The sequence below is a fragment of the Nonomuraea angiospora genome (assembly GCF_014873145.1).
In the GTDB taxonomy this organism is placed as follows: Bacteria; Actinomycetota; Actinomycetes; order Streptosporangiales; family Streptosporangiaceae; genus Nonomuraea; species Nonomuraea angiospora.
This window is the reverse complement of the sequence record NZ_JADBEK010000001.1, coordinates 501,866-527,266: the sequence shown is the minus strand read 5'-3', so window position 1 is coordinate 527,266 and position 25,401 is coordinate 501,866. Positions and strand designations below refer to the sequence as shown.

The window sequence follows — 25,401 nt, the reverse complement described above, 5'->3', positions numbered from 1 at the left end:
CGACAGCGCCGCTACGACTCCCATGAAAGGCGGACGAGTTGTCCCATTCCTCTAGCGAAACCGCACTGGCGGATCTGGCCGGCCTGTGGCGGATCCGATGCTTCGAAGAGACCGTCACCCGATTGCGGGTCGAGGAGCAGATCGCCGGATCGGTTCATCTGTGCATCGGGCAGGAGGCCATACCGGTCGGGGCCTGCGCCGCACTCGACCTGACCCGTGACGCCGTCTTCGCCACCTACCGAGGCCACGGCTGGGCACTGGCCTGCGGCGCTGGTCCGGCGGCGCTGTTCGCCGAACTGCTGGGCCGGGAGACAGGCACCAACGGCGGGCGGGCCGGCTCGGCGTACCTGTCGGATCCCGACCACGGTTTCTACGGCGAGAACTCGATCGTGGGAGCGGGCGGCCCCATCGCCGTCGGCGCCGCGCTCGCCGCCAGGTACGACGGTTCCGGCCGGGTCGCGCTGACCGTGTTCGGCGATGGGGCGATGAACCAGGGCGCCGTCCACGAGGCCATGAACATGGCCAGCGCCTTCGACCTGTCGGTCGTCTTCCTCGTGGAGAACAACCGGTACTCCGAACTCACGCCGATCGCCGCGATGGTCAGGGACGCCGACCTGGTCACGCGGTCCGCCGCGTACGGCATGCCGGGAACCCGGGTGGACGGCAACGATGTCGACGCCGTCCGGCGGGCGGTCGCCGAGGCCGTGGACACCTGCCGGTCCGGCCGAGGGCCTGTCCTCATCGAGGCGCACACTCAGCGCCTGGTCGGCCACTACATCGGCGACGCCCAGGTGTACCGGCCGCGCGACGAGGTGGAACTCGCCCGGACTACCGAGCCGATCGTCGTCCTGACGGCCGCCCTGCGCGCGGCGGGTGTCAGCGACACGGAGCTCACCGGGATCGAGACCCGGGTTCGCGCCGAGATCGAGACGGCGGCGGCCACGGCCCTCGCCGCGCCGCCTGCCGACCCCTCTGCTGTGAAGGAGCACGTCTATGGATGAGATCACCTATGCCCAGGCCGTCAACGCCGCGCTGCGCCGCGCCCTCGTCGAGGACTCGAGCACCGTGCTGTTCGGCGAGGACGTCGCCCTCCCCGGCGGGGTCCACGGCGTGACCCGCCGTCTGCGCAGGGAGTTCGGCGAGCGCGTCTTCGACACGCCGATCTCCGAGTCCGCCATCCTCGGCGGGGCCGTGGGCGCCGCCATTATGGGGCTGCGGCCCATCGTGGAGATCATGTGGGCGGACTTCGCGTTCGTCGCCTTCGACCAGTTGATCAACCAGGCGGCCAACGTCCGGTACGTCTCCAGAGGCCGGTTGACGGCGCCGATGACCGTACGCACCCAGCAGGGCGCGACACCCGGCTCCTGCGCCCAGCACTCACAGAACGTCGAGGCCCTGTTCGCGCACATCCCCGGCCTGCGGGTATGCCTGCCCGCCACCCCGCAGGACGCCTATGACCTGCTGCTGACCGCGATCGCGTGCGACGACCCGGTCGTCGTCATCGAGAGCCGGGCGCTCTACCACTCGGTCAAGGGCACCGTCGAGCAGGACAGGCCGCGGGCGCCCGTCGGCGGCGCGCGTATCCACCGTACGGGCTCCGACATCTCCGTGGTGACCTGGGGGCCGATGCTGCACACCGTGCTGGAGGCCGCCCAGGTCCTGGAGGGTTCCGGCGTCAGCGTCGAAGTGATCGACGCCCGTTGGCTCAACCCCTTCGACACCGACACCGTCGCGGAGAGCGTCTCGCGTACCGGCCGGCTGGCCGTGGTCCACGAGGCGAACCTGACCGGCGGCTTCGGTGCGGAGGTCATCGCGCGGGTGGTGGAGCGTGGCATGCCGTTGTCGGCGCCGCCGCTCCGGATCGCCACCGATGACCTGCGGATCCCCGCTGCTCCAGGGTTGCAACAGGCCGCGATTCCCAGCCGTGACGCGGTGGTCCGGCAACTGCTGTCGGTGTGTGCGCCCGGGGTCGCCGCATGACCGGCGGCGCCCGGGTGGCCGTCGTCACCGGCGGCGCCAACGGCATCGGGCTGGCGTGCGTGCGACGGCTCTCCGATGACGGGTTCACCGTCGTCGTGGCCGACACGGACGCCGAGGCCGGGGTCAGAGTGACGGCGGAGATCCCGCGTGCCGAGTTCGTCGCCTGTGACGTGCGCGTACGCCAGGACATCGATCGAGTCGCCGGCACAGCCCTGGAGATCGGCAGGGGACGGCTCCACGCTCTGGTGAACAACGCCGGCCAGACCGCCCGGGTACGGTTCGCCGACAGCGACGAGACGACCTGGCGGCGGCTCGACGTCGTCAACCTGCACAGCGTCTTCTCCTTCACGCATGCCTGCCTGGCCGGGCTCACGGCCGGGCGTGGCTCGGTGGTGAGCGTGGCCTCCGTGGCCGGTCTCGTCGGGGCCGAGGACCTGTCGGCCTACAGCTCGACCAAGGCCGGAATCATCGCTTTGACCAGGTCGCTCGCCCTGGAGCACGGCGAGGTGATCCGCTTCGATGCCGTGTGCCCCGGACAGATCGCCACCCGGATGATGGCGAGGGTGCAGACCGACGACGACCTGCGCACGGCCGTCGCGGCGCAGATTCCCGCGGGGCGGCTCGGCCGGCCGGAAGAGGTCGCCGACGTGGTCGCCTGGCTGCTGAGTGACGGGGCCGGCTACGTCAACGGCGTGGCCATCGCGGTGGACGGCGGAGAAAGCGCCGGTTTCCGCCGGCTGAAGCCGGGCGTGGCCTTACACGACCATACGCCGGCGCGGTAGCCGATCAGTCGCGGCCGGGCACGGCGGGGTGATGACCGCGCAGGAGGTTCGTCGCGATGGCGGCGGCCTCCTGTACCGCGGCGATCAGCTCACGTTGAGTGGTTCTGAACCGCGTGACGGGCACCGACACCGTGTACGAGCCCGCCGGGGCACCATCATGATCGAAATAGGCCGCGGAGGCGCAGCAGATTCCTTCGCTGAACTCCTCCAGGTCCAGTGCGAAGCCCTGCCGGCGGATGTTGCTGAGCTCGACGGTCAGGCTGTCGACGTCGCTGTGGGTGTGCGCGGTCAACCGCCGGAGTTCGACCCCGCGGAACATGATGTCGATCTGCCCGCGCGGCAGGTGCGCCAGCACCGCCTTGCAGGAGGCGCGGGCGTGCAGGTCGCCGGTGTAGCCGACGTCGAGGCCGCCCACGCCGAGCGCCTGCTCACCGGCGATGAACTGCAACAGGGTGATGACGCCGTGATGCCAGCCACTGACGTAGGAGGTCTCCCGCGTCCGGGCGTGCAGCCTGGCCAGGACGGCGAACAACTCGGGAAGTGGCTCGAACCTGGCACCGAGTTGCCGGCCGAGGGAGGCGCCGTGCGGGCCGATGTCGACTCGCCCACCGGGGAGTCGCACGATGTAACCGCCCGCCTTGAGCGTGCGCAGGATGTGGTAGCAGCGGCCGAGGCTGAGGTCGAGCTGTCGGCTGAGGCTCTTGGCCGTGGCCTGGCCGCCCAGGTGGGCGACGGCCTGCAACACGTCCAGACCGCGCAGCAAGGTCTGCAGGCTGCCGTCCTCGTTGTCCTCGATCGCGGGCCGGGGCGGGGCTGTGTGGGTCATGCTGGGCTCCCAGGACTGGTGACGCGGAGGGCGTCAGGAGGCCCCTGTCGACGGGTCCTCGCGGTCGGCGCCCATGACCGTACGCTATGCAGCGAATCGGCAGGTCACAGGACTATCCGAAGCAAGTTTTCGACTATAGCGAAAAGTGCGAGCGTTTCCCTGAGCCGATGCGCTCGGCGGGGGTCATGCTGCCGACCACCGACACATCTGCCGAGGAAGGATCACATGCTCAGCTCCGAGCAGTTCCGGTCACACTTCCCCGCTTTGCAACGCCACGTCTGGCTCGACACGCCGGCGAGTCCGCCCGCCGCTCTCGGCGTCGCGCACGCGCTGCAGACGGCCCTGGACTCGTGGCTCTACGGCGAGCTCGACTGGCGGGAATGGGATCACGCCCCCGTCGCGAGCAAGACGGCTGTGGCCCGGTTGCTGGGCATCGCCGAGGGACAGGCCGGGGAACGGATCGCCGTGATGGGCTCGACCGCCGAGGCCGCCGCGACCGTCGCCGGGTCGTTGCCGCCCGGACGGATCGTGGTGCCGGCCCAGGAGTTCCGGAGCAACCTCTTCCCCTGGTTGCAACTGGAGGCCGCGGGACACGAGGTGGTGCTGGTGCCGCCCAGGGACGGCCACACCCGTACCGAGGACCTCGTGGCCGCGCTCGACACGCGCACCGTCCTGCTCGCCATCAGCGACGTGCTGTCGATCGACGGCCACCGCGCCGACCTGCCGGCGCTGCGCCAGGCCACCGACGGCGTGGGCGCCCGCCTGTTCGTCGACGCGACTCAGTCGCTCGGCGCGCTCCACCTCGACATGGAGCGGGTACGTCCGGACTACCTCGCCGTGCACGGCTACAAGTGGATGTTGTGCCCGCGGGGGGCCGCCTGGCTGGTTACGGCGCCCGAGCGCATCGACGAACTGGTGCCCCTGCTACCGAACTGGAAGTCCACCGCGCCACCCCACGCGTTCTTCGGCGGGCCGTACGTCCGCGCCGACAGTGCGGCACGCTGCGACACCTCGCCCGCCTGGCTTTCCTGGGTCGGCGCGCTGCCCGCGCTGAACCTCCTGCTCGACCTCGACGCCGAGCAGGTCGAGCGCCATTGCCTAAAGCTGGCCGCCGACTTCCGGGCTCACGTGGCCGAGACGAAGGCCGGCATCCCCCTGCCCAGCTCCCAGAGCCATATCGCGGTGGTTCGCGTCACCGATCCGGACGCGGTCCGGGTCCGCCTGGCACGAGACGGCGTCCGCGCGACCCTGCTCGGTGACCGGCTGCGGGTGGGTTTCCACTATTTCAACAACAGCTCCGACGTCGAACGAGCCGCGAACGCGCTGGAAGGTGCGAGGACCCCATGACAGAAGACCTCATGACAGCGGCCTTCACCCCCGGAACCATTGACGACACCGCGGTGGTGGCGAGCACCGCCAGACGCACCCAACTGCGGGAGCACCTCCTTCGGCTGGATGTCCAGGGGGCGCTCGTGTACTCCCCCAGACGGTCGGCCGTCACCTGGCTGACCGGCTACGCGCCGGGCTTCATCTCCAACAGCGCCGCACTGTGGCTGCCCGTGGACGGCCCGCCCGCCCTGGGCGTGGAGTTCCCCTTCGAGGTCGAGCGCGCCCGCCGGTACGGCCTGAACACCATGCCGATGTCGTCCCCGCTCGACCTGGTGCCCGAGGGGATCGACCGGATCGGCCTGCTGGCCGGCGACCTCGTCATCGACGAGCGGCCCCCCGCCCTCCTGGACGGGCTGGCGAGCAGGCTGATCCGGCATGTCGACCTGGCGGCGTGGGCGATGGAGACCCGCGAGCGCAAGACCGAGCCTGAGCTGCGGCTGCTCACCCACGCCGCCCCTATCGGAGACCTGGCGCTGCGCGCCGCAGGAGACACGGCGGTCGTCGGCGAACGGGACTACGAGATCGCCGCGCGAGTCGAGGCGGCGGCCCGCGCCGCGGGAGCGCTGCGCTGCCTGTGCCTGGTCGGCATCGGCGACGGTGCTGTCATCACCGAGGCGTCCGGTGTCACGGTCGGCCGGGACCAGCAGGTCGGCCTGGAGGTCAGTCTGTATGCCTCCGGCGCGTTCATGCACGTCAACACCACCCTCCTGCCTGCCATGCCGCGCCCCGTGGACCTCCGGGCGGTCGGCGCCGTACGTGCGGCACGCGCGGCACTGATCGACGCCCTGCGTCCCGGCCGCGCCGTCACGGCGGTGGTCGCGGCGGGCGACGCCGTCCTCGACGAGCACGGGCTGCTCGAGTTCAAGGAGTACGACTTCGGCCACGGCCTGGGCTGCGACACCCCCGAGCATCCGCGCCTGCTCCACGAGACGGACCGCACCATCGCCGCGGGCGCCGTCGTCGCCGTCCACGTGGCGGTCCGCCGACCCGGCGGCGAGTCGGCGATGATCGGCGGCCCGGTCGTCATCGCCGAGGACGGAGCGCACGAGCTCGTCCCCGACGCGGTGTGGGCATGAACCTGAGCACAGATCAAATGAGGTGAGTGAAATGCCCAAGCGCTGGAACCCTGCCGGAGTGCCGGCACCCATCGGCAGCTACAGCCACGTGGCCACGGTGCCCGCGAACACCACGCTGGTGTTCGTCTCAGGGCAGGTGGGGAATCTGCGGGACGGCTCGCTCGCGGGCCCGGACGCCCTGTCGCAGACCCGGCAGGTGTTCGCCAACCTGCGGTCCGTACTCGACGAGTTCGGGGCGACGCCGGACGATGTGGTGAAACTGCTGACCTTCGTATCGGGCACCGAGCATCTGCCCGGCTTCCGCGCCGCCAGGGACGATGTTTTCGCCGAGTGGTATCCCGGCGGCGACGTCCCGGCGCACTCCCTGGCCGTCGTCGCCGCACTCGCCGCCCCGGAGCTCACCGTGGAGATCGAGGCCGTCATCGCGGTACGTGACATGCCCGGGGCACGCCGGGATCCTTGAGGGGCCGCGGAGGTCAGTTCAGGAGCTCGCGGGCCAGTATGTCGCCCCACCACTGCTCGACCCGGTCGGGTGACCAGCCGCGTTCGGTGGTGAGGGTGGTGTAGACGTCGATGTTGCACAGACCCGCGTAGATGTCGCCGGGGCGTCGCGTCCGCCGCCTCCAGTTCGGAGAGTTGCCGCGCGGGGTCGGCCGACAAGCCGGCGGCATCGGCCAGGGCACGGGGCAGGCCGCCTTGTTGCCGTACACCGAGTAGACCGTCAGCACGGAGACGCCCGCCTCGCGTGCCACATCGCGTACGGTCGTCGCCGTCCACCCTTGAGTGACGAAGAGACGGCGTGCGGCCTGGGCGATCTCGGCCCGGGTCCCATCGCCTGCGCCGTACGGCGCAGCGAGTCGTAGCGGCGCCGGCTCCCCTCTGTACTCATGCCTCGTACCGAATCTACAGGAGCAGCAGGGTGACGCTGTAGGTCGCGATCCAGCCGAGCCATCCGATCAGGCCGACCGGCCCGAGGCGGTTGGCCCCTTCCGCGTTGTAGGGACTGACCAGGGACGAGACGAACAGCAGTGCGGCGCTCACGTACCCGAGCCACATGTGCCAGGCGGGGATGAGACCCGCGCCGGCACCGGCGGCGGAGAAGCCGAGCAGCGCCATCGCCAGGAAGACCTGGTTGAACCCGAACAGCACCTTGCTCAGGCTCCACAGGCCCGCCACCGAGCCGGGGTCGTGGCGGGCGGCGGTTCCTCAGCGCCTCGGTGGTGCCGCGAAGAGCCCGCGTGGCCGAGTCCAGACCCTTGCCCGAGGTCGGCAGCGGGAACACGGGGATCGGCCCGGAGTCAGAACCGATAGCGGAGAATGCGCGCCCCTTGCCGCGACAGGGCCGTACTGGGGGCGGTGAGACGCGTCAGCGCGCGAAGCGGTTGCGGGAACTGTGCCACTTCCGGCGCGTGGGTGAGGATCTGCTCCTCGACCAGTTCGAGGCCGGCACCCCAGGACTCCGGCTCGTGCGGATCGTCGAACCCCTGGGCGGCCTTGATGCCGAGCGCCTTGATGGTCGGGTGATACTTCATGGCCCAGGCGGCGAATCGCGTGTAGCCGTTGAGCGCGAGCTCACCCGAAGGGAATCGGCCGGCCAGTTCGCGGGTCATCCGCTGGAAGGAGTCCCCGGGCATGAACGGGAGCAGCCCCTCGGCGACGATCATCGCGGGCCGGTCGCCGGGGACGGCCTTCAGCCAGCCGGAGGTGGTGAGGTCGGCTCCGACCAGGTGGGAGCCGTCGGGCAGGCATTCGGACCGCAGCTTCACCACTTCCGGGAAGTCGACGTCGTACCAGTCGACGCCCGGCGGGAGGTCGCAGCGAAGCATCCTGGTGTCCAGGCCGCAGCCCAGGTCGAGCACCACGCAGCCGGGATGAGCGGCGGTGAAGGCCCGGACGACGTCGTCCAGCTTCTTGGCGCGCAATGCCGTGGTGAGGACGAGGTTGGGCTTGAGCTTCAGCTTGCCGAAGTCGTAGTCGATCCTGTCGGCCAGGTCGGCGGAGAGCGTGTCACCCAGAATCGGGCTGGGCAGCCTGGCGTCCAGAGCTCTGGCGTAGAGGGTGAGTAGCAGCGTTTCCTGGATCAGCCCGAGACGGGGTTGCCAACGGGACATGGAGTCTTCCTTAGTGGCGTAGCGGATGGCGGGCTGCGAGGTCCTGCAGCCACGCCAGGGAGTCGTGGGCGGCCTTGATGCGTTCGGCGCGGTGTCCCTCGCCGCCCGCGATGCCGAGCCCTTCGTCGGCGATCTCGCCGAACGCGCTCAGGCTTTCGAGCTTGCGCTGGATGACCTTCTGCCAGGCGTCGTCCTCGATGCGGTAGTACCCGGTGCGGTCACCGGGCCTTCTCACCTTCCTGACCAGGCCGATGGTCGTGAGGAACCGCATGTTCGAGGTGAGCGAGGCCCGGCTGGCCTGGATCGACTCCGCGATCTGGCCGGCGGACTGCTCGGCCGGATCGCAGATCATGAGCCATCCGAGGATGCGTCCGGTGATGGGCGGCAGCCCCCACTCCTCGACGCAGAAGGCGGCCACCCGCTCCACCCATCGAAGCAGGCGGTCCCGCTGCTCCTCAGTGCTCATCGTCGTGTCCTTCCGTGGTTGATCGTGCGCCGGTTCACTGTGTCATGGCGGCGACCGACTCGTAGGTGGGGGTCGGGGTGACGTCCGCGAGCCGGGTCTCCCGGAGGTGAAGGTCGAACCAGTCGATCGCGAGCGCCATCGCCTCTTCCAGGCCTGGGCCGGTGTAGAGGCCAAGCACGTCGTAGGGAAGCACCACGAGCCGCTTGGGCTCGCCCGCCTTGTCGAAGGCGCTCTGCGCCTCCTCGAGCATGTGGTACGGGTCCCAGCCGCCGTTGGCGATCATCAGCAGCGGCGTCGGGGCGAGCCGGTGGATGATGTCTTCCGGCGCGAAGGTGAGCAGGTGCTCGGCCGAGTCAAGGGTCTTCTCGTTGCGGTAAGTGGGAAACAGGCGGGTCGACATGTCCGGGGTGTCCTTCACGGTGTCGTGGTCCAGCGTCAGGTGCGGCACGCGGGCGCTCTGCCCGCCTTCGTAACGCTGCTGCCAGTCCTGCTGGAGCCGCTCGCGGAGCGCGTGGACAGCGGCGCGGCCCTGGAGCCGCTCCAGGTAGCGCCATCCGTTCCACACGCTGGGGCTCTGCACCACCACGCACTTGATGCGCCGGTCGAGCACGGCGGCCTGGGCGGCCACCGAGCCGCCGATGCTGACGCCCCACACCCCGATGCGATCGGGCTGGATCTCGGGGCGGGTCTGCAGATAGGACACGGCGCTGCGGAAGTCCTCCACCTGCCGCTCCGGGTAGTCCTGGCCGCGCGGCTCTCCCTCGCTGGAGCCGACCGTGCGGTAGTCGATGGCCAGCACCGCGAACCCGGCTTCGACGAAGTACGGCGCGAAGAAGGCCAGCGCCTCCTTCACCATCACCCCACTGTGCCCGAGCACCAACCCGGGAACGGGCTCGCTCGTCTCGGGGAGGTACAGATCGCCCGCGCAGCGGGTGCCGAGGCTGTTGAAGGTGACGTGTTCCATGGTTCACTCCATGGCTAGATGACTAGGTATTTCAATAATGACTGAAACAACTAGCGTCGTCAATCCTGAGCACCACGCCAAGAAGGGTGCTGGCGGCCGCTACTCGGCGGGTCTGCGCCTGCCGAAAACCTCATCCATCCAGCTCAAGCAGCATGTGAGTATTGGTGGAGTACTCCGCCGAGCCGATCTCGTCGGCGTACCTTCAGGTCGACGATTCCGGCTGGATCAGTGATCGGATCGGGGACGGCGCGGAGTGGAGCCGCCTGGTCCAGGGCTTGATGGGCCCGGTGCCGGTTGTAGAACTCCTCATACTCGCGCAAGGCATGCCGCAGATGGCGCTCGTTCCAGAGCAGGCATCGATCCAGGAGCTCTCGACGGCACGACTGCACCCATCGCTCCATGACCGCGTTCATCCGCGGCATCCGGATACCGGTGAGCACGGTTTGGATGCCGACGTCGGCGAGGAGCTCCTCCGTCGGGGCCGGGAACTTCCCGTCCCGGTCGTGGATCAAGAAGCGCGCCCGGAGGGGTTCTCCCGGACCAACCGCAGAACGAGCAGGTGGATGGACCACACGGTGGGCGGACGCCCAGGTCGTTTCGGCCGACAGGTGCGGGCGTGCCGCTGCTTGAGCAGATCGCGGCGCCAGCGCAGGACGGTGTCCGGGCGAACGAGGAGCCGCAGCCGGCACAAGACCTCGCGGGGCAGCGATGGCAGGAGCGCGGCGAGGAAGGCTCGGTCCTCGGGAGCGAACCTCACCCTGGTGTCCGCGCCGAGCTGCCGTTCAAGAACGGTGATCTGGTGACGCAAGGCAAGAATCTCGACGTCCTTGCCCCGATCGCCCAGCGGCAACAACCTCGGCGCGGCAAAGACGTTCGTGACGGCAAGGTAGGCCAGGCGAAAAAACACAAGTGATCATCCTGCCGTTGCCCTGCCCCTTTCGAACGCCAGAGCCGGCGCATGTCGGTCGCGGTCAGGGAAGCCCGATGACCTGCACGGATGACATTATCGGCAGGGACACAGCTCCTCCGGCGTCCTTCCCGCGCGCACCAGCTCCACCATCTGCCGGCGAAACTCCGGCGGATAGTTGTTCGGCACAGCAGACTCCTTCTTCCGGGGACCAGGGTTCCCCAGAGATCAGGCGTCCACCAAACCAGTGAGACTAGAGGGGCAGGTGCTCTCGTGGGGTTCTGACCCGACCAAACCCTGACTTCGGAAACGAGTGTCCTTGGCCCGATCTGTCGGCTTCACTGAGGGCGCCTGTCTGACGTGTTGCCGGGCCAGTGCCCGTGACTTAATAGGAGCCTGCCGCAATCAGTCTCATCACTGGTCTGTCCGCTCACCGGCCCGGCGCGCGCCACCCGAGGCACTCTCATCAAGGTGGCTGATCCAGGATGGCACGAGGCGAAAAGAAGACGAAGAAACGACGGATCGTCGGCGGAGTCGACACCCACGCCAACACCCACCACGCCGCAGTGGTGATGATGAACGGCGGCCGGATTGCTGATGCCCAGTTTCCGGCCACCAGCGCAGGCTATGAGCAGTTAGTGGAGTGGATGCGCTCGTTCGGCCGGCTTCATGCCGTCGGTGTTGAGGGCACCGGCTCCTACGGTGCCGCTCTAGCCCGTCACCTGCGTGCCGGGGGCATCGTCGTCATCGAGGTCAACCGGCCAGATCGGCGACAGCGCCGCAATGTGGGCAAGTCCGACCCGCTGGACGCCTATGCGGCCGCCGACGCCGTTCTGGCGGGACGGGCCACGGCGCGGCCCAAGAGCGGCGACGGGATCGTGGAATCCATCAGGGTCATCCACCTCGCGCGCTCCGGTGCGGTGAAGGCGCGCACGGCCTGCCTCAACGAGTTGCGCGGTCTGCTCGTCACCGCACCCGCCAGCCTTCGCGAACGCCTACCCGGACTGGGCGCTGAGCCATTGACCCGCGCGTGCGCCCGCCTGCGACCAGCCGGCGATCTGGCTGCCCCCGAGCAGAGCGCCAAGCTAGCCCTGCGCAGCCTGGCGCGCCGCTATCAGGCCCTTACCGCCGAGATCGATGGTCTCCACCTTCAGCTGAAGGCCTTGATCGCCAGGGCTCGGCCGGATCTGCTGAGCATTCACGGTGTCGGGGTCGAGACCGCTGCCCAGCTTCTGACCACCTGCGGCGACAATCCCGACCGGCTCACCTCCGAGAGTGCCTTCGCGGCCCTGTGCGGCGTGGCACCCATCCCCGCCTCCAGCGGCAAGACCACCCGACATCGGCTTTCCCGAGGCGGCGACCGCCAGGCCAACCGTGCCCTTCACATGATCGCGCTGACTCGCATGGCCTGGTGCCCCCGAACCCGCGCATACGTCGACCGCCGCACCGCCGATGGCAAGTCCAAAGCCGAGATCCGACGCTGCCTCAAGCGCTACATCGCCCGCGAGCTCTTCAAAGCTCTCACCAGCAAGACCAACCCAACTAGCGATCTTCGTAGTGCCGCTTGACAACCATAGGAGCATCGGGCCAACTCCACGATCAGCATCGCCGGCGTTCGATTCTTCGAAAGCGCGGACCTTCCGCCTATTTCTTGATCTCGTAGCGCAGAACTACCACGCCGTTTTCGAACGAGGTGGCCTCGACCAGCTTCAGGTCATGCCGATCCTCGAAAACGCGCCCGGATGGTGGCGGCCGGGGCGCGCGTGACGGTCGCGGCGGGGAAGTCGCCCCAGGGCGCCTTTTCCAGTCGGGAGGAGGCGACGAACTTGGTGAGGTTGTTGAGCTTCTCGCCGTATTCGCCCTGGTCCTCGGCGGTTGCCCAACCCGTGGACTGGGCGTAGGTGTTCGCGCCGAGAACCAGCGTGTCGACCGCGTCGATCAGCCCCATCACGCGGTTCTTGAACGCTATGTCGTTGGTTTTGGAGAAGGGCTCGGCGGAGACGAAGTACGGAACCGCGCGTGGATTCTCGTGCGGGCGCTCAGGCGCTCTGACGTTCGGCTCGCTGGCGGATGAGTTCCTCGACCGGGCTCGGCAGGGTCGTCTCGAAGTCGATCAGTTTCGCCCAGGTCGGGGTGACCACGACGCGGACCATGCCGTCGATGTAGAGGGAGCGCACTTCCGCTTCCCAGACGACCCGCTGCTCGGGTGTCATCTCGTAGGTGCTGGTCGACTGCAGGTACTCCTGCGGGATGTCGTCGACGTAGTCCAGCTCGGCCCGTCCCCGGATGAGCAGGATCTTCGGCGGATGCGACTCGGTGTCGATCGTGAAGGCCACCATCGGGTTCTCGCGCAGAGACTGGAGCTTCGGCGCGTTCTTCGGCGTGCACACGACGATCTCCGTGCCGTTCCAGGCGAAGATGATCGGGATGTTGCGGGGCGTGCCGTCCTTGGCGACGTACGCCATGCGAATCACGTCACGGGCCAGCAGCTCCTGGCTGATCGGCCGGTTCAGAACCTCGGTGACCTCGTGCGGTTCCACAGTCATTTCCTCCGTGATCTTTTTTAGGGACGATCGAGGGCGGTTGCGGGCGATCGCCCTGGTCAGCCGCGAGGGGCCATCAGCCGAGTTGCTGGGCCAGCCCGACGACGATGCCCTCGGGGCCGCGGACGTAGCAGAGCCGGTAGCTGTTCTCGTACTGCTCCAGCGTGCCGACGAGCTCGGCGCCGCCAACGCCCCTCGACCGGCGCCTTGCCCTCCAGCTCCATGCCGAGCTCCACGAAGAACGCGATGACGACGTCGAGGTCGTCGACAACGATGAGGACGTTGTCCATCCGCTGAATCGTCATGCTGATTCGCCTTCGTCACACGGCCGGTTCGTGGCCGCCGGCATCCCTGGGACGGAGCCGGAACCGCGTTCTGGACATCCTCGACGGCTCGTGTCCCGAGTTTTTCCGTCAGCGATCATGGCGCTGTTCGTAGGTGCGGCGCACGCTGGTGCCGTTGCTGAGGTCCGCGCCGTACACGTGCAGCGTGATCGCGACCGTCTCACCGGTGTTGCGGACCCGGTGGATGTCGTCGGGCGGGGCGACGCCGCTGACCGAGCCGGCGGCCCGGTGCCGTTCGCCGATCTCGACCAGGCGGTCGCCGTCGATGTCGTAGAGGGTCTCGGTCTCGGCGCCCTGGAGCACCATGAACGAGCACCACACCAGGTGGTCGTGGATCTCCGTCACCTGGCCCGGCCGCCACACCACCGCGGACACCGAGAACGCCGCCTCGGTGTGCAGGGTGTGCCGGGTGTAGCCGTCGGGCGAGCCGGCCCGTTCGGCCACGGTGAGGAGGTCCACGTCCGGTTCGGTCTCTGCCAGGACTTCGGCCACCTGTTCGGCGATGGTGCGCGGGTCCGCCTGCCGGCGGGCGCGCGACCGGATGCGTGCGACCAGCTCGGCCAGGCCGGGCCTGGGCGGCGAGTCGGTGGAGGTGGTGTCTGCGGGGGAAGTGTCGGCGGGGGCGGTCATCTGCTCGGTCATGGCAACGATGCTGGCCCCTCGGCGGTCATGACGTCTAATGCCAAAGACGCCCGCGTCCTATAGATAAACTTGATACGTGATGAACCTGACGCACCTGCGGGTTCTCGAGGCCGTCGCCCGTCACGGGTCGGTGACCGAGGCGGCCAGGGAGCTGCACTACTCCCAGCCCTCGATCAGCCACCACCTCGGGCGGCTGGAGTCCTCGATCGGGGCCCGGCTCATCCAGCGCGTGGGCCGCGGCATCCGGCTCACCCCCGAAGGCGAGGTTTTGGCACAACGGGCCAGGGAGATCGTCGGGCGGGTGGAGGCGGCCTCCGCCGAGATGGCCGCCCACGTCGGGCTCCGGGCCGGGCGGGTCCGGGTCGCCGGTTTCCAGACGGTCCTCAGTACGATCGTCCCCAAGGCGGCGGCCGAACTGTCCGCGTCGTACCCAGGCATCGAGCTGAACCTGGTCGACGTGCACCCGGTCGAGGGGCTGCGGATGTTGCGCGCCGGGCACGTCGACCTCGCCCTGGTGTTCCGGCACGCCGACACCCCGGACGAGGAGGAGGGTTTCCGGCTGACCCACCTGCTGGACGACCCGCTCTACCTGATCAGCCGCGAGCCAGGCCAGCGTCTGGAAGACCACCGCGACTCAGCCTGGGTCGGCGGGTGCGAGCGGTGCCGCGCGACGATGGTCGCCGCCTGCCGGCAAGCGGGCTTCACGCCGCGGATCGCGTACAGCAGTGACGACATGGTCGTGGTCCAGACGCTCGTGGCGGCCGGCATGGGGGTCGCCACCCTGCCTGGGCTCGCACTCCAGGCGCACCGCACGCCGGGGGTGCACGCCACCGAGATCCCGGGCAACGCCCGGCACATCTTCGCCGTCACCTACGGCGAGCCGCCGGACCCGCCCGCGACCACCGCCCTGCTCAAGATCCTCAGGACGACCACATAGAGCATGACGACGAACTCCCCCCGGCCGCACTCTTCCTCCGCGATCCGCGCCTACCTCAAGGCCGCGGCCCAACCCCCAGGGCGACCGGCCCCGCTGGAAAGCCGCCCTGAACGCCTTCGCCATCACCTTCGAAGGCCGCCAGGCCGTGAGGGTGAGTCTGCTGAGTGATGCCGCCGGTGTCGAGTCCTCCAGAGTGCTGTCTCGGTTCCGGAACAACGTCTACGCCTGCCTCAGGGCACGGGCCGATGCGTTGTTCGAGCTGGCCGACGCGCTGTTGTGCGAGTGGGGGCCGGTGCATTCGCCGGTGAATCCGACCTTGTCGCCGGAGTACCGGCGCGGGCACGGTGCCTTGTACGGCAGCCTGAACCACGGTCGGATCAACGTGCAACAGCTCCGTGAAGTGCTGGCCTCGCTGCCGTTACCGCGCTGGCCGCACGTCCTGGACGGCGCCGCTGGATGTGGTGCGACTGGGACCGGCTGACGACGCCACCGCCGTCACCGCCGCCCAACTGCGCGGCGTCATCGAACGGCTGATCGCCTCCGGCCAGTGGCGCAGCGGGGATCCGGACGTGCTCATCGTGGCCGACGCCGGCTACGACATCACCCGCCTGGCCTACGTCCTGCGCGACCTGCCCGTCGAACTGCTCGGCCGCATCCGCTCCGACCGAGTGCTGCGCCTGCCCGCCCCACCGCGCCGCTATCACCCCAAGGGCGGCCGGCCGCCCAAGCACGGCGGCGAGTTCGCCCTGGCCGATCCCGCCACCTGGCCCGAACCGGTGGTGACCACCGCGACGGACACCACGCACTACGGCAAGGCCGAGACCACAGCCTGGGACCGGCTGCATCCCCGGCTGACGCATCGCGCGGCCTGGCTCGATCACGAAGGCGAGTTGCCCCTCATCGAGGGCACCTTGATCCGGCTGAAGGTCGAGCACCTGCCCGGCGACCGGGACGCCCCACCGGTCTGGCTGTGGTCCTCCAAGACCGGCGCCACCAGCGCGGACGTGGACCGCTGCTGGCAGGCGTTCCTGCGCAGGTTCGACCTGGAGCACACCTACCGCTTCTGGAAGCAGACTCTCGGCTGGACCCGGCCCGAGCTGCGCGCCGCCCAATCCGCCGACCGCTGGACGTGGCTGCTCATCATCGTTCACACCCAGCTGCGCCTGGCTCGCCGTCTGACCGAGGACCTTCGTCACCCATGGGAGACACCGGCTTCGCGGGGTCAACTCACGCCCGCCCGGGTCCGGCGCGGGTTTCGGAACCTGCGCACCGCACTCACCCAACCGGCCGGTGCACCCAAACCCTCCAGACCCGGCCCAGGACGTCCACCCGGGATCCCCAATCGCCGACCCGCACCCCGCTACGACGTGGGCAAGACCGTCAAACGCGGCCGCACCCTCGCAGCACTACAACAATCCGGAGGATAAAGAACAAGCTAAGAAGGTGTCTCTGAACCCCGGGCCGACTCGAAACGATCTCCATCGCAGTACTTCTCGTAGTTGATCGGCCGATCGTCCAGCCCGGATCAGTCGAATGGCCGATGTCGACATGCGTGCCTGCCGCGATCGTGGAACGCGCCCGATCACGTATGCCGACGGAAAGAAAAGATCATGTTCGTCACACATTTGGCAATGGTCGCCGCGCTGATCACCGCGATCAATGTCGCACCCCAATACGGCCAGCCGGACCTACGGCGGGATGTTGAGAGGATCGTCGCCAGCGGAGTCGCCGGGGTGCAGGCGCGTGTCACGGGCGAGGGCAGGAGCATGGTCGCGATGGCTGGCGTCGCCGATCTCCGGACGAAGAGCCCGGTGCCGCTGAACGGATATTTCCGGATCGGCTCCAGCAACAAGGCTTTCGTCGCCACCGTGGTGCTGCAACTGGCCGGCGAGGGGAAGCTGTCACTCGACGACACTGTGGACAGGTGGCTACCCGGGCTGATCAAAGGGCGCGGCAACGACGGGCGGAAGATCTCCGTCCGCGACCTGCTCCAGCACACCAGCGGGATCATCGATGACTACCCGTACCCGACCGCCATCGCGTCCTCCCACCAATACCGCCGCCACTGGCACGACACCTACACCCCGCAGCAGGTCATCTCCAGGGCGATGCGCCACAAGCCGGCCTTCGCACCCGGCAAGGGCTGGCTTTACTCCAATACCGGGTACGCCGCTCTCGGCCTGATCGTTAAGCAGGCGACCAGCCGCCCCTGGCATGAGGAGGTGAAGCGGCGCGTCATCGAGCCGCTGGGCCTGAAGCATACGCGTTGGCCTGCGGGATCGGCCGAGCTGCCGCGGCCCCATGCGCGTGGGTACAGCGTGTTCAAGACCAGCGAGGGATTCGTCGACACCACCCGGCATCGCGACGCGGACGCCTCGGGCGGGTTCATCTCCACCACAGCAGACCTCGATCGCTTCTTCACGGCCCTGCTCGGCGGCAAACTCCTGCGGCCCGTGGAGCTTGCCGAGATGCGCAAAACCGTCCCCGTTGCCAGGGAGTTGCAGCGAATCTGGCCAGGTGCCCGCTACGGACTCGGCCTGGTGCAACGCCCACTGCCTTGTGGCGGCACGTATTTGGGGCACGGGGGGGACATCCTCGGCTTCATGACCAGAACGGGTGTCACCGCTGACGGGAAACGCAGTGTTGTGATCTCCGTTTCAACTGAGCGCTTCGATTCGGCAAAGCGCGCTCTGCAGATCGAGGCCGCCGTCGACCGGCTTGTCAACCGGGCTCTGTGCAACACCAGATAAATAGGCGGCGGTGCACTCTCTCGCGTCGTTCGGATCCGCCACGCCTCCTGAGCCCAGCGACACCCCCTTCAGGCGGCCTGTGGCGTGGACGCTGGCTTTCTGGTCCATGCCTGCGGCTTCTTCCTGGTCAGCCGCCTGGTCATGAGCGTGATCGCGGCAACGGTCAGGTGGGCTTTCGGCGGGTGACGGGCGAGGACGGGGTTGCGGAGGTGGGGTCATGCGGAGTTGGTCGTGGTGAAGATGCGGGCAAGTTGGTGGTCGATCATGGCTATGGCGTCTTCGGCGGACCGCTGCCTCAGCAGAACGCTGGACTGCATCCCCTCGGCGCCTGCCACCAGGAACGCGGCCTCGGCCGCGGCGTTGATGTTCAGGGGTACCTGGCCGGACTGCTGCCCTTGCACGAGCAGGCCGGTGACCAGGTTCTCCAGCGCGCGCGGTGCGCCTTGGGCGACTTTGGCCAGGGCGGGGTCGGTCAGGAAGCGGACGAAGTAGGCGGCGTACACCAGGTGCCGGCTGCGCCGTTCCTCATCCAGCGGGAGCAGCTCGAACAGCACTCCGCGCACAATCGCGTGCATGCCAGGCGCTTCGCCGAGCTTTGCGAGGCGTTCGCGGGCCCGCTGCTCGGCGTCGTCGTTGAGGATCTCCAGCGCGCCGAGCAGCAGCTCGTCGCGGGTGCCGAAGTAGTACTGCAGCAGCCGGGCGGAAACCCCAGCCTCCGCGGCGACCTGCCTCAGGGTGACGTCTTCCAGGCCACCGCGGGTGGCTAGGCGCCAGACAGCTTCTGCGATCTGGCGGCGGCGCTGGTCGTGGTCCACCTGTCGTGGCATGCCATCCGTCCTCGCGACTCGTTTGTGGTGCGATCGTACCAAGACCGATGTTATGGTTCGATCGCACCACAAACTGTGGAGGGCGTGTTCACGCCTGCCGTCACGGCCCTTCGGGGCGATGGGAGACAAAGCACACATGAAGCACGTCACCGTGCTGATCATTGGCATGTTGCTGCTGGTCCTGGGAGCACAAGGTGCCATCCGGCGCGATGACCGGCCGCACACCAGCACCGGCCGCGATCCTCGCCCTGCTGGCAAGCGCATGGATGCTCGTGGCGGGCGGCACCCCCGCCCATGCCGACGACATCTCCGACCCAGTCGTCGTGACGGCGTCGGGCAAGGTCCAGGGCACGAATCAGAATGGGGTCCGCCGCTTTCGCGGCATCCCGTACGCGGCCTCGCCCACCGGAGAGCGGCGCTGGCAGTCACCCCAGCCGGCGAGTTCCTGGACCGGCACCCGCGACGCGACGAAGGCAGGACCGGCGTGCATGCAGCTGGAGGCGCCTGATATGCCGAAGGGCACCCCGCAGAGCGAGGACTGCCTGACCCTGGAGGTGACCACACCCGTCCGGCCCGGCAAGGGGCGGCCGGTCATGGTCTGGGTGCCCGGCGGCGGTTTCATCACCGGCGCCGGCTCGATCTACGACCCGGCCCGGCTGGTCAAGGCCGGAGACATCGTGGTCGTGACGGTCAACTACCGGCTCGGCGTGTTCGGCTTCTTCGCCCACCCCGAGCTCGGCGACAGCAGTAACTTCGGCCTGCAGGACCAGGTGGCGGCGCTGCGCTGGGTGCGCGCCAACATCGCCGCGTTCGGCGGAGATCCCGGCAGCTCAGCCGTCGCCCGCGCGGAGTACCTCGCTCAGCCGTCGTCGGCGGCGTAGCGCCGATTCGACCGGCACCATGACGGCGACGGCCGCCAGGAACACGACCGCCACCAGGCCGAGCCCCCACCACGGCAACGCCAGGGCCGGATCGGCGCCGGTGAGCAGGCGCAGGGCGAGCGAGCCGAACGTCAGGCGGGCGAGCAGCACCCCGAGCAGCGGACCGCCCACAGCGGCGACCACCACCGGCGGCAGCAGTTCTCCCGCGGCGACCCAGCGAGCCTCCCGGGGCCGCAGCCCGAGGGTGCGCAGCCGGGTCAGGGTCTGCCATCGCTCCGGCGCGCCGGCTGCCGTGCCGAGAGCGAGCCCCAGCAGGCCCAGAACCGGCAGGGTTGCAGCCGAGACCCACGCCAACCGCAGCAGTCCGGAGGCCAGCGGCCCATCCGCAGTCCCGTGGCCGACAGCGGCACCAAAGGTGAGAGCGTACGAGGCCAAGGCCACGGAGGTCACGAGCACCAGCAGCGGTAGCACCCGGGCAGAGGTCGCCGCCGCCCTCGCGGCCCCGAACACGGCCAGCGGCCGGCTCGACCGCAGAAGCCGCCTGAGCACGAAGCGCATCGCGAGGGGCAGCGCCCGCGCCAGCATGAGCGCGCCTGCGAGCGCGCAGAGCGCAGGCGCGCTCGCAGGCAGCACCCCGCCACCGGCTCCACGCTGGTACAGAGCGACGATGGCGCCGGACGAGGCCGCCAGCACCCCGGTCTCAAGGGCGGCCCGCCGCAGTCGTACGGTGTTACGCAACCACCGCCGCGCACTCCGGTTGGCCGGGACGCGGCGATCCCGGGTGGCGCGGGCGGCGGTGAGCGTGCCGAACGCCGGTCCGGCGGCGACGGCGGTGACCACCACGGGAGCCACCCACTCCCAGGAGACCCCCGGCGCGACGGCCCGGGCCAGGCCGAGCCCGGCCGCCGCGGCCAGCAGCGCCATCACGGCGGATTCGAGGAGCAGCTCGCCACCGATCACCGGTAGCGACATCCCTCTCTGCCGGGCGGCGGCCAGGGCGGGAGCACGGCGGTGTACCAGCAGGTCGGCGGCGAGCAGCAGGACCAGGATCGCGACGGCGAGCAGGGTGATGAGCAGGACGGACGCTTGTGCGGACGCGGCGTCGACCTGGGAGCTCACGTTCCGCAGCACCCCGTCGAGCCGGGTCTCCCACTTCAGCGAGCCGTCCCGGGCGCCGGAGGAGCCGGAGGCCGCCTTGAGCGCGACCACCTTCGCGGCGACCGACGGGACCGCGTCCCAGGTGAGCCGGGTCGGGTCGGGCGTGAACGAGACGGTACGCCGCAACTCGTCCTGGCCGAAGGCGAGCCGGGCGTCGGGCAGCGAGTCGCGTGACAGCAGCCCGGCGAACCGGGTGCTTCCCGTGCCGTCCGCGCCGGCGACGGGACTCAGCAGCGAGGGGAGGAGCCGCCAGGCGGGATCGGCGCTGTCCCGAGGCCGGAAGATGCCGCTGACCTGGACCTTCTTGACATTCCCCCGGTCGTCTGCCAGCGGGATGCGGGCGCCGGGACGGAGCTGGAGAGCGGCGGCGTCCGCCTCCGACAGGCCCACCTGCACCGGCCACGGCGGCGCGCCGTAGGGAACCTCCGCCGTCGCGGAGGCGGTGGGCCGGGGCGGGCCGCCCGCGATCCAGGTCACGTCGGGCCCACCGTCGCGGGCCACATAGGCGAGCTGGAACGTACGCAGCACGCTGCCATCGGTGATCTTGAGGGTGGGGCTGGTGACGGTGGCGACGGGTGGACGCAGGGCGGCGCGCAGGCCGGGGCCGAGTTCGTCCGTCGCCCGGGCTCGGAAGTCGTCGACGTCCTCGGCGAGGCGGGGGTGCCGGACGCGGCTGCCGTCCGGCCCGTCGTCGCCTTCCATGCGGGCGTGGACCTGGAGGTCGCCGCCGGTCCTGCGTACCGCGTCCCGTACGGCGGCGTCGGCGGTCGCGGACAACGTCGGCGGCATCGCGCCGGCGAGCAGCGTGACGACCGCCACCACGACGGCGGCCAGGAGCAGCGGCCCGGCGTCCGAGCGGGCGCGGCCGGCGACGCTGGGCCAGTGCGGCGCCGGGATCCTCACGACGCCACCCGCAGATACGCGGCATCGGCAAGCCGGGCCTGGACGACGACCACCGCGCTCACCGCCAGCGCGCACCCGGCCAGCAGCCCGGTGAGCAGGGCGGCCTCGGCGGCCCACGGCCAGACGGGCAGTACCTCGGGAACGGGAGCGGCGCCGGTATCGGAGCGGACGAGCAGAGGCGCGACGACGCGGGTGGCCAGCGCGCCGACGATCGCGCCCGCCGCGAGCAGCGGCAGCAGGATGCCGACGTGCTGGCCGAGCAGCACAGTACGGATCTCGCGCCGGGTCATCCCGATACCCCGCAGGCGCGCCATCTCGACCGCGCGGGCCCGCAGGTCGAACGTCACGTGCAGGACGATCCCGGCGATCATCAGCAGCACTGCGGCCGGTACGAGCAGCCGGAGCACGGCCGGGAGCCCGGCCCGCAGCGGGCCGCCGGAGAGCCGGGCGGTCTCGGACGCGCGCGTGGTGACGCTGCCGAGGCGGAGATCGGCCGCATCGCCTCTGGCGGGATGGCCGACCCACCACGCGTCCACGGGCACGTCGAAGTCGCCGCTGACGGCGAGGGCACGGGAGAGGGCGTCGAAGTCGGCCAGGATGGCGGCGGCACCCGGAGCGGACGGCACGGCCGGCAGCACCTCGGCCACGCTGACCTGTACGGGGGTGAGGCCGACGGTGAGGTCGAGCCGGGAGCCGCGCCGGGCGTCCACCTCGTCGGCGAAGCGGGCGGAGACGGCGACGGGCACCGGTCCCGGGGCCGGGAAAGCAGTGGCGACCAGGTTCCTGGCGGCGTCCGGCGGGCCCTTCAGCGCGACGGTCGTGGTCATCCTGAGCTCGGTGCCCGCGGAGGTGCTGGTCAGGGCGACGGCCGGATTGCCGAGCTGCCCGGGGGCCGGCCCGGCCGAGGTGGCGGTCCAGGGCGATGCCCCAGAGGCCGTTCCCGCCACGGTGAGAGTCACGGCGACGCGGCTGTCCCCCGTCGGGGGGTCCGCCAGGGCATCGGAGTGGCCGGTGCCGACGTTCCCCGTCGCGATCGCGAACGGAAGGGACACCGCGACCAGCCGGAGCCCTTCGGCCGTCGCGCAGTCCGGCAGCGGATGCGATTTGCCGTCGAGCGGGATGGGTGCACCAGTGCAAGGCGTACGCAGCCCTGTCGCATCCTGGAACAGCAGCCGGGGTGTCACGGTGAGCGGCGTCGTACCGGTCGCGTTGGCGACCAGGGAGAGCGCGGCTCCGGCCGGGACGGGAACACCGGCGGCGCGCGTCGGCGGCGCGAGAGCGGCGCCCACAGCGTTCCAGGTGCGTCCGTCGTTCAGCCGTCCGCGCAGCAGCGCCCCGGCACGCGTGGTGTCCACGGCGATCAGCCGCGGCGGGTCACCGGCGCCGCCGAGCCACTGCCCGACCGCGACGCCACGATCGGTGGCCGGGCTCACCTCTCCCCCGCTGGCCGCGCCGACCACCGGGCCCTGCCCGGCGGCGGGCGGAGCGGTGAGGGTGAGCGCGAGATCGGTGCCGACGGACAGATCGGCCTGGTCCTGCTGGGAGCGCTGCCACGTGGCGTCGAACCCGATCCCGTACGTGGCCGCCGCGCAGCCCAGCCCGATGAGCAGCCCCGCCGCGACCGCCTGTGGCCTGCGGGCGGCTTCGAACGCGGCCAGCGGAACCATCAGCCCGCGAGCCCGGCCGGCCAGCCGTTCCGCAGCGCGCAACGCGGGCCACACCAGGCGCAACGCCACCGCGGATCCGGCGATGAGCAGCAGCGCGGGAGCGAGCACTCGTACGGCGTCGACGGGAGACCCCGAACCGGTCGGCTGATCGCGTAGCTGCCACCAGCCGACGGCGGCGAGCGCCACGAGCAGCAGATCGGCGCCGGATCGGGCGAGCAGCTCCCGCCGCCCGCGCACACCTCCGGAGGAGGTCCGCAGCGAGGGCACGACGAGCACCACCGCCAGCGTCAGCGCGCCGCCGGCGACGGACAGCACCTGTACGGCGTTCACGCCGAAAGGCGTGGCGAGCCCGGCCCCGGCCATCGGCGGCAGCCGGGTCAGCCCGGCGTGCAGGGCGGACGAGGCCGGGATCGCGACCGCGGCGGCGAGCACGGCGAGCGCGCCGGCCTCGACGAGCGCGGCGGCGGCGAGTTGACCGCGGCCGACGCCCAGCGCGGACAGCAGGGCGGTCTCCTCGCCGCGCACACCGGCGCTGAGCCGACCGGCGAGGGCGAGGGCGGTCGCGGTCAGGACGAGGCCGATGGCGGCGACGGCGAGCACGGCGGCCGTGGTGACCCGCTGCTGATCGCGGGCGGCCAGCAGGGTCGAGGGCAGTCGGGAGGCGACTCGCTGGATCCGTACCCGGTCGCCGAGCGTCTGCCCCAGCCGGCGGTCGGCGCCGAGCACGGCCTGGGTGACGGTGTCGAGGTCACGGCCGGCGGGGGCGGACAGGTCTGGGTGGGCGCTGATCTCGAGCCGGTCGAGGGTGGAGCCGCCGCCGAGCAGGTCGGCGAGGTCGACGATGAACGGCCCGTACGCGTGAACCGGCTGTGCGGAGCGGCCGTCGCGGTAGGCCGGATCGAATCCGGCGGCGGCGAGGGGGTCACGGTCCCAGCCGGTGCCCGGCAGCGGGCGTACGACCCCGACCACGCTCACCTCGATCCTCTGGTCGGGATCGTCGGCCAACTCCCTGCCGAGGCGGACCCGGCTGCCGACGCTCAGGCCGAGCTGCCGTGCGGTGCTTTCCAGGACAACGGCCTCCGTCGGCGCGGCACCCGCCCGCGGCAGGCGTCCGGCGGCCAGCCGGGTGCGGGCCGGCAGGTCCTCCATCCCCGACAGGTACGCCACAGCCGGAACACCGGCGCCGGGGAGCGACCGCATCGCGGACGACGCGCGCGCGGCCGTCGTTGTCGCGAACGGAGCGAGGGCCGAGGTCAGCACGCCGAGGGTGTCGTCGGCGACGGATCTCGCGTGCTCGCCGCGAATGGTGACGGTGTAGGCGGTGACGTCGATCTGGTCGGCGGTGGCGCGGGAGGCGGCGGTCTCCAGCGCCTGCTCGGCGGTACGGGTGAGCAGGAGGGCGCAGGTGCCCAGCAGCGTGGGGCCGACCACGGCGACGGCCAGGAGGGCTGCCAGCAACGGCCATTGCGCACGGGCTCGCCGGGCGACCAGCCTCAGCACGGACCACTCTTACTGATCACGAATCGCCCCGGCCGTTGGAGCGCTCGTCGAGCCGCCCATCAGAGTGCATGCCGGGATGCTCGTCGAGATGCCCGTCGTTGATGCGGATCACCCGATCCGCCAGCGCGAGCATCGTCGGATCATGCGTGGAGACCAGCGCCGTCACCCCCTCGGACTCCACCACCCCGCGCAGCAGTGCCATCACCGACAGACCGGTCTCGGCGTCCAGCTGCCCGGTCGGCTCGTCCGCGATCAGCAGCCGGGGCGAGGCGGCCAGCGCCCGGGCGATCGCCACCCGCTGCTGCTGCCCGCCGGACAGCTCAGCGGGTAGCTGCTCGGCATGAGCGGCCAGCCCGACCAGTTCCAGCAGCAGCGCGACCCGCCGCTCACGCTCCACCGGCGGTACGCGGGCCAGCCGCAGCGGGGCACCCACGTTCTCCGCGGCCGACAACACCGGGATCAGGCCGAAGGTCTGGAAGACGTACGAGACCTTCTCCCGCCGTAGCAGGGACAGGCCGTCCTCGTCGAGAGCGGTGACGTCCGTTCCGTCGACGAGGACCGTACCGGAGTCCGGGCGGTCCAGGCCGCCGATGATGTTGAGCAGCGTGGTCTTGCCGGAGCCGGACCGCCCGACGAGGGCGGTCATGGTGCCGGCCGCGAGCTCGAACGTCACATCCCGCAACGCGTGCACGGCGGTCGCCCCGCTGCCGTACCGGCGATGAACGCCACGCACCCTGACCAGGGGCCC

General features: G+C 70.3%; 28 protein-coding genes. 13 read left to right on the top strand and 15 right to left on the bottom strand.

Annotated elements, in window-relative coordinates; genetic code table 11:
• Positions 1-38 precede the first annotated feature (38 nt).
• The 3 genes from H4W80_RS02370 to H4W80_RS02360 are packed head-to-tail and all read left to right on the top strand — an operon-like array spanning position 39 to position 2,762.
• Positions 39-1,001, top strand: a complete 963-nt coding sequence (locus tag H4W80_RS02370; protein ID WP_192783541.1) for a thiamine pyrophosphate-dependent dehydrogenase E1 component subunit alpha — start codon at positions 39-41, stop codon at positions 999-1,001.
• A complete protein-coding gene (locus tag H4W80_RS02365; RefSeq protein WP_192783540.1) occupies positions 994-1,980 on the top strand; it encodes an alpha-ketoacid dehydrogenase subunit beta in 987 nt (328 codons plus the stop codon). The genes H4W80_RS02370 and H4W80_RS02365 overlap by 8 nt, the downstream gene beginning before the upstream one ends.
• Positions 1,977-2,762 (top strand): SDR family NAD(P)-dependent oxidoreductase, encoded by a 786-nt coding sequence (locus tag H4W80_RS02360; protein WP_225963198.1) that lies wholly within the window; start codon positions 1,977-1,979, stop codon positions 2,760-2,762. The genes H4W80_RS02365 and H4W80_RS02360 overlap by 4 nt, the downstream gene beginning before the upstream one ends.
• Positions 2,763-2,766: 4 nt before the next feature.
• Here H4W80_RS02360 and H4W80_RS02355 read toward each other — a convergent pair whose 3' ends face one another.
• Positions 2,767-3,588, bottom strand: coding sequence for an IclR family transcriptional regulator (locus H4W80_RS02355; protein ID WP_192783539.1), 822 nt, complete (start codon positions 3,586-3,588; stop codon positions 2,767-2,769).
• A 225-nt stretch (positions 3,589-3,813) separates the two neighbouring features.
• Here H4W80_RS02355 and H4W80_RS02350 point away from each other — a divergent pair, with 225 nt between their 5' ends.
• The 3 genes from H4W80_RS02350 to H4W80_RS02340 are packed head-to-tail and all read left to right on the top strand — an operon-like array spanning position 3,814 to position 6,516.
• A complete protein-coding gene (locus H4W80_RS02350) occupies positions 3,814-4,935 on the top strand; it encodes an aminotransferase class V-fold PLP-dependent enzyme (protein ID WP_192783538.1) in 1,122 nt (373 codons plus the stop codon).
• The gene (locus tag H4W80_RS02345) at positions 4,932-6,053 is read left to right on the top strand and encodes a M24 family metallopeptidase (RefSeq protein WP_192783537.1); all 1,122 of its coding nucleotides are present in this window, start codon (positions 4,932-4,934) and stop codon (positions 6,051-6,053) included. Before H4W80_RS02350 ends, H4W80_RS02345 begins: the two co-directional genes overlap by 4 nt.
• Positions 6,054-6,084: 31 nt before the next feature.
• Complete coding sequence (locus H4W80_RS02340) at positions 6,085-6,516, top strand: RidA family protein (protein WP_192783536.1); 432 nt, start codon at positions 6,085-6,087, stop codon at positions 6,514-6,516.
• 13 nt (positions 6,517-6,529) lie between these two features.
• On the opposite strand, the gene H4W80_RS02335 is transcribed toward H4W80_RS02340, so the two are convergent.
• The 6 genes from H4W80_RS02335 to H4W80_RS60045 all read right to left on the bottom strand — a co-directional run bounded on the left by H4W80_RS02335 (position 6,530) and on the right by H4W80_RS60045 (position 10,106).
• Positions 6,530-6,868 carry a TetR/AcrR family transcriptional regulator gene (locus H4W80_RS02335; RefSeq protein WP_318787599.1) on the bottom strand — a complete coding sequence of 113 codons (339 nt, stop codon included), beginning with the start codon at positions 6,866-6,868 and terminating at the stop codon, positions 6,530-6,532.
• An 88-nt stretch (positions 6,869-6,956) separates the two neighbouring features.
• A complete protein-coding gene (locus H4W80_RS02330) occupies positions 6,957-7,229 on the bottom strand; it encodes a hypothetical protein (protein ID WP_192783535.1) in 273 nt (90 codons plus the stop codon).
• 122 nt (positions 7,230-7,351) lie between these two features.
• Entirely contained in the window at positions 7,352-8,164 is an 813-nt protein-coding gene (locus H4W80_RS02325; RefSeq protein ID WP_192783534.1) for a class I SAM-dependent methyltransferase, read from the bottom strand.
• Between the two features lie 10 nt (positions 8,165-8,174).
• Positions 8,175-8,630 carry a GbsR/MarR family transcriptional regulator gene (locus H4W80_RS02320; RefSeq protein ID WP_192783533.1) on the bottom strand — a complete coding sequence of 152 codons (456 nt, stop codon included), beginning with the start codon at positions 8,628-8,630 and terminating at the stop codon, positions 8,175-8,177.
• A gap of 34 nt (positions 8,631-8,664) precedes the next feature.
• Positions 8,665-9,594 (bottom strand): alpha/beta hydrolase, encoded by a 930-nt coding sequence (locus H4W80_RS02315; protein ID WP_192783532.1) that lies wholly within the window; start codon positions 9,592-9,594, stop codon positions 8,665-8,667.
• 143 nt (positions 9,595-9,737) lie between these two features.
• Positions 9,738-10,106, bottom strand: coding sequence for a transposase (locus H4W80_RS60045; protein WP_225963197.1), 369 nt, complete (start codon positions 10,104-10,106; stop codon positions 9,738-9,740).
• Between the two features lie 104 nt (positions 10,107-10,210).
• Here H4W80_RS60045 and H4W80_RS60040 point away from each other — a divergent pair, with 104 nt between their 5' ends.
• Entirely contained in the window at positions 10,211-10,507 is a 297-nt protein-coding gene (locus H4W80_RS60040) for a hypothetical protein (RefSeq protein ID WP_225963196.1), read from the top strand.
• A gap of 479 nt (positions 10,508-10,986) precedes the next feature.
• Positions 10,987-12,069, top strand: coding sequence for an IS110 family RNA-guided transposase (locus tag H4W80_RS02305; protein WP_192783531.1), 1,083 nt, complete (start codon positions 10,987-10,989; stop codon positions 12,067-12,069).
• A gap of 146 nt (positions 12,070-12,215) precedes the next feature.
• Here H4W80_RS02305 and H4W80_RS60035 read toward each other — a convergent pair whose 3' ends face one another.
• The 4 genes from H4W80_RS60035 to H4W80_RS02285 form a co-directional block, all read right to left on the bottom strand.
• A complete protein-coding gene (locus tag H4W80_RS60035; RefSeq protein WP_225963195.1) occupies positions 12,216-12,449 on the bottom strand; it encodes a dihydrofolate reductase family protein in 234 nt (77 codons plus the stop codon).
• Between the two features lie 91 nt (positions 12,450-12,540).
• Positions 12,541-13,047, bottom strand: a complete 507-nt coding sequence (locus H4W80_RS02295) for a pyridoxamine 5'-phosphate oxidase family protein (RefSeq protein ID WP_225963194.1) — start codon at positions 13,045-13,047, stop codon at positions 12,541-12,543.
• 73 nt (positions 13,048-13,120) lie between these two features.
• The gene (locus tag H4W80_RS02290) at positions 13,121-13,315 is read right to left on the bottom strand and encodes a VOC family protein (protein ID WP_465263732.1); all 195 of its coding nucleotides are present in this window, start codon (positions 13,313-13,315) and stop codon (positions 13,121-13,123) included.
• Positions 13,316-13,457: 142 nt separating this feature from the next.
• A complete protein-coding gene (locus H4W80_RS02285; protein WP_225963193.1) occupies positions 13,458-14,030 on the bottom strand; it encodes a cysteine dioxygenase family protein in 573 nt (190 codons plus the stop codon).
• Between the two features lie 79 nt (positions 14,031-14,109).
• Here H4W80_RS02285 and H4W80_RS02280 point away from each other — a divergent pair, with 79 nt between their 5' ends.
• The 4 genes from H4W80_RS02280 (at position 14,110) to H4W80_RS02270 (ending at position 17,717) form a co-directional block, all read left to right on the top strand.
• The gene (locus H4W80_RS02280) at positions 14,110-14,967 is read left to right on the top strand and encodes a LysR family transcriptional regulator (protein ID WP_225964403.1); all 858 of its coding nucleotides are present in this window, start codon (positions 14,110-14,112) and stop codon (positions 14,965-14,967) included.
• A 151-nt stretch (positions 14,968-15,118) separates the two neighbouring features.
• Positions 15,119-15,448 (top strand): transposase, encoded by a 330-nt coding sequence (locus H4W80_RS60030; RefSeq protein ID WP_318786668.1) that lies wholly within the window; start codon positions 15,119-15,121, stop codon positions 15,446-15,448.
• Positions 15,429-16,394 (top strand): transposase, encoded by a 966-nt coding sequence (locus H4W80_RS02275; protein ID WP_318786667.1) that lies wholly within the window; start codon positions 15,429-15,431, stop codon positions 16,392-16,394. The genes H4W80_RS60030 and H4W80_RS02275 overlap by 20 nt, the downstream gene beginning before the upstream one ends.
• Positions 16,395-16,577: 183 nt before the next feature.
• On the top strand, positions 16,578-17,717 hold the full coding sequence (locus tag H4W80_RS02270) for a serine hydrolase domain-containing protein (RefSeq protein WP_192783529.1): 1,140 nt from the start codon (positions 16,578-16,580) through the stop codon (positions 17,715-17,717).
• Positions 17,718-17,932: 215 nt separating this feature from the next.
• Here H4W80_RS02270 and H4W80_RS02265 read toward each other — a convergent pair whose 3' ends face one another.
• Positions 17,933-18,544, bottom strand: a complete 612-nt coding sequence (locus H4W80_RS02265) for a TetR/AcrR family transcriptional regulator (protein ID WP_192783528.1) — start codon at positions 18,542-18,544, stop codon at positions 17,933-17,935.
• A gap of 209 nt (positions 18,545-18,753) precedes the next feature.
• Between H4W80_RS02265 and H4W80_RS02260 the strand changes: the two genes are divergently transcribed.
• Positions 18,754-19,425 carry a carboxylesterase family protein gene (locus H4W80_RS02260; RefSeq protein ID WP_225963192.1) on the top strand — a complete coding sequence of 224 codons (672 nt, stop codon included), beginning with the start codon at positions 18,754-18,756 and terminating at the stop codon, positions 19,423-19,425.
• Here the strand turns inward: H4W80_RS02260 and H4W80_RS02255 are convergent.
• The 3 genes from H4W80_RS02255 to H4W80_RS02245 are packed head-to-tail and all read right to left on the bottom strand — an operon-like array spanning position 19,375 to position 25,386.
• The gene (locus H4W80_RS02255) at positions 19,375-21,486 is read right to left on the bottom strand and encodes an FtsX-like permease family protein (protein WP_192783527.1); all 2,112 of its coding nucleotides are present in this window, start codon (positions 21,484-21,486) and stop codon (positions 19,375-19,377) included. The genes H4W80_RS02260 and H4W80_RS02255 overlap by 51 nt on opposite strands.
• Positions 21,483-24,653 carry an FtsX-like permease family protein gene (locus H4W80_RS02250; RefSeq protein ID WP_192783526.1) on the bottom strand — a complete coding sequence of 1,057 codons (3,171 nt, stop codon included), beginning with the start codon at positions 24,651-24,653 and terminating at the stop codon, positions 21,483-21,485. The genes H4W80_RS02255 and H4W80_RS02250 overlap by 4 nt, the downstream gene beginning before the upstream one ends.
• Before the next feature lie 16 nt (positions 24,654-24,669).
• A complete protein-coding gene (locus H4W80_RS02245; protein WP_318786666.1) occupies positions 24,670-25,386 on the bottom strand; it encodes an ABC transporter ATP-binding protein in 717 nt (238 codons plus the stop codon).
• Positions 25,387-25,401 lie beyond the last annotated feature (15 nt).

What these genes read in the sequence shown, in the direction of transcription:
- H4W80_RS02315 (WP_192783532.1), bottom strand. Translation starts at nt 9,594, where the DNA reads ATGGAACACGTCACCTTCAACAGCCTCGGCACCCGCTGCGCGGGCGAT.
- H4W80_RS02350 (WP_192783538.1), top strand. Translation starts at nt 3,814, where the DNA reads ATGCTCAGCTCCGAGCAGTTCCGGTCACACTTCCCCGCTTTGCAACGC.
- H4W80_RS02260 (WP_225963192.1), top strand. Translation starts at nt 18,754, where the DNA reads ATGACCGGCCGCACACCAGCACCGGCCGCGATCCTCGCCCTGCTGGCA.
- H4W80_RS02285 (WP_225963193.1), bottom strand. Translation starts at nt 14,030, where the DNA reads ATGACCGAGCAGATGACCGCCCCCGCCGACACTTCCCCCGCAGACACC.
- H4W80_RS02265 (WP_192783528.1), bottom strand. Translation starts at nt 18,544, where the DNA reads ATGCCACGACAGGTGGACCACGACCAGCGCCGCCGCCAGATCGCAGAA.
- H4W80_RS02345 (WP_192783537.1), top strand. Translation starts at nt 4,932, where the DNA reads ATGACAGAAGACCTCATGACAGCGGCCTTCACCCCCGGAACCATTGAC.
- H4W80_RS02365 (WP_192783540.1), top strand. Translation starts at nt 994, where the DNA reads ATGGATGAGATCACCTATGCCCAGGCCGTCAACGCCGCGCTGCGCCGC.
- H4W80_RS02280 (WP_225964403.1), top strand. Translation starts at nt 14,110, where the DNA reads ATGAACCTGACGCACCTGCGGGTTCTCGAGGCCGTCGCCCGTCACGGG.
- H4W80_RS02355 (WP_192783539.1), bottom strand. Translation starts at nt 3,588, where the DNA reads ATGACCCACACAGCCCCGCCCCGGCCCGCGATCGAGGACAACGAGGAC.
- H4W80_RS60035 (WP_225963195.1), bottom strand. Translation starts at nt 12,449, where the DNA reads ATGGGGCTGATCGACGCGGTCGACACGCTGGTTCTCGGCGCGAACACC.
- H4W80_RS02320 (WP_192783533.1), bottom strand. Translation starts at nt 8,630, where the DNA reads ATGAGCACTGAGGAGCAGCGGGACCGCCTGCTTCGATGGGTGGAGCGG.
- H4W80_RS02340 (WP_192783536.1), top strand. Translation starts at nt 6,085, where the DNA reads ATGCCCAAGCGCTGGAACCCTGCCGGAGTGCCGGCACCCATCGGCAGC.
- H4W80_RS02295 (WP_225963194.1), bottom strand. Translation starts at nt 13,047, where the DNA reads ATGACTGTGGAACCGCACGAGGTCACCGAGGTTCTGAACCGGCCGATC.
- H4W80_RS02270 (WP_192783529.1), top strand. Translation starts at nt 16,578, where the DNA reads ATGTTCGTCACACATTTGGCAATGGTCGCCGCGCTGATCACCGCGATC.
- H4W80_RS02305 (WP_192783531.1), top strand. Translation starts at nt 10,987, where the DNA reads ATGGCACGAGGCGAAAAGAAGACGAAGAAACGACGGATCGTCGGCGGA.
- H4W80_RS02360 (WP_225963198.1), top strand. Translation starts at nt 1,977, where the DNA reads ATGACCGGCGGCGCCCGGGTGGCCGTCGTCACCGGCGGCGCCAACGGC.
- H4W80_RS02325 (WP_192783534.1), bottom strand. Translation starts at nt 8,164, where the DNA reads ATGTCCCGTTGGCAACCCCGTCTCGGGCTGATCCAGGAAACGCTGCTA.